Origin of the sequence: Pseudomonas sp. MWU12-2345, from assembly GCF_023242385.1 — a bacterium.
GTDB classification, from domain to species: Bacteria; Pseudomonadota; Gammaproteobacteria; order Pseudomonadales; family Pseudomonadaceae; genus Aquipseudomonas; species Aquipseudomonas gingeri_D.
The window spans coordinates 1-5,291 of the sequence record NZ_JALLJA010000037.1; the positions used below are offsets into that span (position 1 = coordinate 1).

General features: G+C 61.8%; 7 protein-coding genes. All 7 read left to right on the plus strand.

Annotated features, from left to right (window positions below):
* Positions 1-578: 578 nt before the first annotated feature.
* Positions 579-926: a phage holin family protein gene (locus M5C71_RS33410; RefSeq protein WP_248769694.1), complete on the plus strand. Its 348-nt coding sequence runs from the start codon at positions 579-581 to the stop codon at positions 924-926.
* Positions 927-1,096: 170 nt separating this feature from the next.
* Positions 1,097-1,681, plus strand: a complete 585-nt coding sequence (locus M5C71_RS33415; protein WP_177099816.1) for a hypothetical protein — start codon at positions 1,097-1,099, stop codon at positions 1,679-1,681.
* Complete coding sequence (locus M5C71_RS33420; protein ID WP_103498942.1) at positions 1,678-1,860, plus strand: DUF2635 domain-containing protein; 183 nt, start codon at positions 1,678-1,680, stop codon at positions 1,858-1,860. The genes M5C71_RS33415 and M5C71_RS33420 overlap by 4 nt, the downstream gene beginning before the upstream one ends.
* Positions 1,860-3,356: a phage tail sheath subtilisin-like domain-containing protein gene (locus M5C71_RS33425; RefSeq protein ID WP_248745154.1), complete on the plus strand. Its 1,497-nt coding sequence runs from the start codon at positions 1,860-1,862 to the stop codon at positions 3,354-3,356. The genes M5C71_RS33420 and M5C71_RS33425 overlap by 1 nt, the downstream gene beginning before the upstream one ends.
* A 66-nt stretch (positions 3,357-3,422) precedes the next feature.
* A complete protein-coding gene (locus tag M5C71_RS33430; RefSeq protein WP_100938665.1) occupies positions 3,423-3,770 on the plus strand; it encodes a phage tail tube protein in 348 nt (115 codons plus the stop codon).
* Positions 3,767-4,063 carry a phage tail assembly protein gene (locus M5C71_RS33435; protein ID WP_100938666.1) on the plus strand — a complete coding sequence of 99 codons (297 nt, stop codon included), beginning with the start codon at positions 3,767-3,769 and terminating at the stop codon, positions 4,061-4,063. The genes M5C71_RS33430 and M5C71_RS33435 overlap by 4 nt, the downstream gene beginning before the upstream one ends.
* A 130-nt stretch (positions 4,064-4,193) precedes the next feature.
* The coding region (locus M5C71_RS33440; RefSeq protein WP_248769695.1) for a phage tail protein at positions 4,194-5,291 on the plus strand (1,098 nt) is incomplete at its 3' end.

A 5,291-nucleotide genomic window follows, 5' to 3' on the forward strand; every position in this document is an offset into this window, starting at 1 on the left:
AGCTATGTGGGTTTTTTTTCGTCCGCCCAAAAGCCCCAGCCCTTGATCTGCATGGGTTCCATGCATTCACGCAAGAGAAGCGCATAAATAAATGCATTTGTGCATTGACTGTATATGCATACATGCATATTCTTTGTCTCAAGCCGGCCAGAAAGGTCGGTGACAGGCAGAGATGCCAGGGGCAACCCACCGCTCTTTAGTGACACCGCTTCAAAGAACAGGCAGCGATGAACCGGCCTCAACGGCTCAGAGGGTTGGCAACTGACCCGGGTGTGCAGCGTAAAGCACCGTAAGCAGTTATCCGGCGGACAGGGTCGCGGTCGGAAAAACAATTTGAATCGATCCGTACCGCGCCAGTAGCGCCGAAAGATCAGGTGTTCGGCCAGGAGCCTCCATCGCCGAAAACGCGAGCGGCTCCAGGACCGGGTATCAGGACCGCATTACTGAAAAGCCTGGACGACCGGGCTTTTTGGAATGCCCACCGAACGCGGGCTCTGAAGAGAACCCTTCACCTTGAACGACAAGCCCAAACCATCACCGGCCAATGAATGGCCCTTTTTTATTGCAGGAGGCGTGACATGACGAGCGAGCAACAAGCGTTGGTGGACATGCCTATCTGGCTGGTCATCCTGCTGGCCGTGGTCGGCGGGGTTTCCGGCGAAATGTGGCGCGCCGACAAGGACGGTGCCCGCGGCTGGGTGCTGCTGCGGCGCCTGGTATTGCGCTCCGGGGCCTGCATGATCTGTGGCGTGTCGACCATCATGCTGCTGTATGCAGCCGGTGTGTCGATCTGGACCGCCGGCGCCTTTGGCTGCCTGACCGCCATGGCCGGTGCGGACGCCGCCATCGGCATTTATGAGCGCTGGGCGGCCAGGCGCTTGGGGATTGACGAAACAGCTCCGCCGGAGACCAAGCCGGAACAATAGCCGGATAGCGATCCGAATAAAGCGCTCATGACTCCCTCGGAATCACCAACGGATTGGAACCACCGGGCCCGAGAGCAGGGCCCAGCCCGCAAGGACGCGGGCTTTCTGGAGGCGAATGATCGCCTGTCGAACCCGTCAATCGACGGGTTTTTATTACCCGGTGAACCCCCATGAATATCACCCCGATTCTCACGCAACTGCGTGCTCAATGCCCCAGTCTTGCCAATCACATTTCCACCGGCCTTGATCTCGATCTGTTGCAAAGCAACACCACACTGCAAACCCCGGCGGCCTTTGTCACGCTGATGACCGACCTGGCGAACAAGGACGCCTCACAAAACGTCGCCCGCCAAACCCTGACCGATCGCCTGGAACTGACCTTGGTGCTCGACGCCAGCAACGGCGCCCAAGCCTTCGACCAACTCCACAGCCTGCGCGCCGAACTTTGGCGGGCCCTGGTCGGCTTCAAACCCGACACCTATTACAACCCCATCGAGTACGACGGCGGCGGGCTGATCTCGATCAACGCCACCCGCCTGCTCTACAGCCTGCATTTCTTCGCCGAGTTCCAACTGGGGCGCAATCGCTCCACGGACCCTGCGGAAACCTGGCACGAGCGTGAACTGGACGGCTTGCCGTCTTTTACCGGGGTCACGGTGAAGGTCGATGCCATCGATCCCGCCGACCCCAATCTGCACCGCCCAGGCCCCGACGGGCGCCTGGAGCTGACTTTCTCTGGAGACGTAACGCAATGACCCAACGCATCACCGTAGTGCCGGCCCCGGGCCGCGCCGTACCGGATCTGGAAGCCGGCGACCTGCTACCGCTCGAAGGCCGTGAAGTGGCCGACAGCGCCTGGTGGCGCCGTCGTCTGGCTGATGGCGATATCACCCTCAACGCCGTGCAAGCGGCACAACCACAGGATGCCCAATAATGGCTATCGGATTCAGCAACATCCCCGCGGACCTGCGTGTTCCGCTGTTCTACGCCGAAATGGACAACTCGGCGGCCAATAGCGCGTCGTCGACCCTGCGCGGCCTGATCGTCGCCCAGGTCAACGACAACGCCACCAGCACCGAAATCGGCAGCCTGGTGCTGGTCTCCAGCGTCGCCCTGGCGAAAAGTATTGGTGGCCAGGGCTCTATGCTCGCCTCGATGTACGACACCTGGCGCAAGACCGATCCGGTCGGCGAGATCTGGTGCCTGCCGCTGCAAAACACCGTGGGCAGCATCGCCAAGGCTGATCTGAAACTGACCGGCGCCGCCACCGAAAGCGGCGTGCTCAACCTGTATGTCGGTGGTGTGCGGGTCCAGGCCGCCGTGGTCAACGGGGCGACCGCCGCCCAGGCGGCCACCACCCTGGCGCTGCAAGTCAACGCCGCGACCGATCTGCCGGTCAGCGCCGTGGCCGTCGACGGCACCGTGACCCTGACCTGCAAATGGACCGGTGACAGCGGCAACGACATCAGCCTGCAGTTCAATCGCCTGGGCAAGAGCAATGGCGAGCAGACCCCTGCCGGCTTGACCATCGTCTCCGCGCCAATGGCCGGTGGCACCGGTGTGCCGGACCAGGTTGCGGCACTCGCGGCGCTGGGTGACGAACCGTTCGAATTCATCTGCCAGCCGTGGTCCGACGTGGCGACCCTGAATGCCTGGCAGGCGGCGATGAACGACAGCGTTGGTCGCTGGTCCTGGTCCAAGCAACTGTTCGGTCATGTCTACACCGCCAAGCGCGGTACTGTCGGCACCCTGGTGGCTGCCGGTCAGACCCGTAACGACCAGCACATGACCATCCTGGCCATGGAGCCGGGTGTGCCACAACCGTTCTGGGTCCAGGCCGCGGCCTTGGCCGCGCGGACTTCGGTGTTCATCTCCGCCGACGCCAGCCGTCCGACCCAGAGCGGCAGCCTGGCGGGTATCGACCCGGCCGCGGCGAGCGAGCGTTTTACCTTGACCGAACGTCAGTCGCTGCTCAGCTACGGTCTGGCCACCGCGTACTACGAAGGCGGTTACGTGCGCATCCAGCGGGCGATCACCACCTACCAGAAAAACGCTTACGGCCAGGCGGACAACTCCTACCTGGACAGCGAGACCATGCACCAGTCGGCCTTTATCGTGCGCCGCCTGCAAAGCGTGATCACCAGCAAGTACGGTCGCCACAAGCTGGCAGACGATGGCACCCGCTTCGGCGCCGGCCAGCCGATCCTCACCCCGAGCACCATTCGCGGTGAACTGATTGCCCAGTACGCCAAGCTCGAACTGGAAGGTCACGTGGAGAACGCCGAGATGTTCGCCGATCACCTGATCGTCGAGCGCGACAGCCAGGACCCGAGCCGGGTCAACGTGTTGTTCCCGCCGGACTACATCAACGGCTTGCGTGTGTTCGCGCTGCTCAACCAGTTCCGCCTGCAGTACGACGCGGCGGCCTGATCGCCTGCCCACACTGCGTAACCCCAGCCCGCTCGATGCGGGCTTTTTATTGCAAGGAGATACACCATGGGTCAACTGATTGCGGGTACCTGCTACGTCAAAGTGGACGGCGCTCAACTGACTATCAATGGCGGCTGCGAAGCCCCGCTGATGTTCGTCAAACGGGAAACAGTCGTGCCGGGTTTCTACAAGGAAACCGACGTCGCTCCCACTTTCGCGGTGACCGCGTTGTACACGCCGGACTTCCCGCTCAAGCAACTGGTCGCCGGCACCGACATGACCGTCACCTGCGAATTCAGCAATGGCAAGGTCTACGTCCTGGCCGGTGCCTATCTGAGCGACACCCCGTCCGCCAAGGGTGACGACGCAACCATCGCGCTGAAATTCGAAGGCATCAAGGGGACCTGGCAATGACTGATCCGGTGAAGTTGCAGGTGCCCATCGAGGCCCACGGCGAACCCCTGAGCGAACTCACCCTGCGTCGTCCGACGGTGCAGGAAGTGCGGGCGATCAAGGCGCTGCCGTACAAGATCGACAAGGGCGAAGACGTCAGCCTCGACATGGATGTCGCGGCCAAGTACATCGCGGTCTGCGCCGGTATCCCGCCGTCGTCGGTCAACCAGCTGGACCTGTCCGACCTCAACACCTTGAGCTGGGCGGTGGCGGGTTTTTTCATGAGTGCGGCATCGCAGCCATCGGCGAGCTGATTGCGGTCGCCTATGACCTGGCCTGGTTCTGGAAGGTTGACCCCGAACAGATGATGGCCAGGCCACTGGATGTGCTCCGGGAATCCCTGGAGCACGCGCAACGGATCAATGCGATGCAGCAGGTGCAGTGATGGCTACGACCAATAACACGCTCACGGCGAATACCCAGACAGTTGTGAACATGGCCCTTGTCGTGAATGGCGTCCAGAAAATGGACGACGACCTGTCAGGGGTCAGCAAGAAAGTCGAAAGTTTCAAAAAGAGCCTGGAGGACAGCGGCCTGGGCGAGTTGGATCTCTCGGAGCTGTTCAAGGGCGAAGGCTTGGCGGCGCCTTTTGTCGAGGGCGTCAAGTCAGCGATCGAGGCGGAAAACAAGCTGGCCGAGGCCCGCAAGGGTGCCGAGGGATCTGATTCAGGGCCCACGGCAAAAAATCTGGCGAGCTTGAGTGAGGCGGTCGACAAGGTTTCCCTGAAGTTTGGCCAGGGCTTGTTGCCTGTGGTGAACTCCGTAGTGACGGCGTTGGTGCCGCTGGTGAGCCGCGTCGCCGAGTTCGTGGCGGCCAATCCGAATCTGGTCCAGGGCCTGGCGGCGGGGGCAGTGGCGTTCACCGTCCTGCAAGGTGCGGTGGCCGGGGTGGCAGCGGTGGTGGGTGTGCTCGCTTCACCGATCGGTTTGGTCGTGGTGGGCTTTGCCCTTGCCGCGGCGCTGATCGTTGCTTACTGGAAACCGATTTCAGGCTTTTTCAGCGAGCTTTGGGGCGATATCAAAGGCATGGCGGCCAGCTTCATGTCGGAGCTGCAGGCGGTGCTCGATTGGTCGCCGATGCCGATGATCAGCGCGGGCTGGGAGACGATCAGCGTATTTTTCGCCGGCCTTTGGCAGTCGATCACGACGGCAGCCGCTTCGGTGTTCGACTTTTTCAAGGCGCTGTTTTCCTGGACGCCGCTGGGCCTGGTCATCGACAACTGGGGACCTGTAACGGGGCTCTTCGATTCGATCTGGCGATTGCTCAAGGCCTTGGCCGTGCCGGTGATTGACTTTCTCAAGGGCGTGTTCGACTGGTCGCCGCTGGGGATGATCATTAATAACTGGGGGGCGATCGGCGATTTTTTCGAGGGGATCTGGGACACGATCAGAACAGTGAGCGCCCCGCTGGTAGGCTTTCTCAAGGGCCTGTTCGACTGGTCACCGCTACAAATGATCCGCAATGGTTGGGGGGCGATCGGC

Excerpts from the sequence above, each read along its gene's own strand:
- M5C71_RS33410 (WP_248769694.1), top strand. The coding sequence starts at position 579 with ATGACGAGCGAGCAACAAGCGTTGGTGGACATGCCTATCTGGCTGGTC.
- M5C71_RS33420 (WP_103498942.1), top strand. The coding sequence starts at position 1,678 with ATGACCCAACGCATCACCGTAGTGCCGGCCCCGGGCCGCGCCGTACCG.
- M5C71_RS33430 (WP_100938665.1), top strand. The coding sequence starts at position 3,423 with ATGGGTCAACTGATTGCGGGTACCTGCTACGTCAAAGTGGACGGCGCT.
- M5C71_RS33435 (WP_100938666.1), top strand. The coding sequence starts at position 3,767 with ATGACTGATCCGGTGAAGTTGCAGGTGCCCATCGAGGCCCACGGCGAA.
- M5C71_RS33415 (WP_177099816.1), top strand. The coding sequence starts at position 1,097 with ATGAATATCACCCCGATTCTCACGCAACTGCGTGCTCAATGCCCCAGT.
- M5C71_RS33425 (WP_248745154.1), top strand. The coding sequence starts at position 1,860 with ATGGCTATCGGATTCAGCAACATCCCCGCGGACCTGCGTGTTCCGCTG.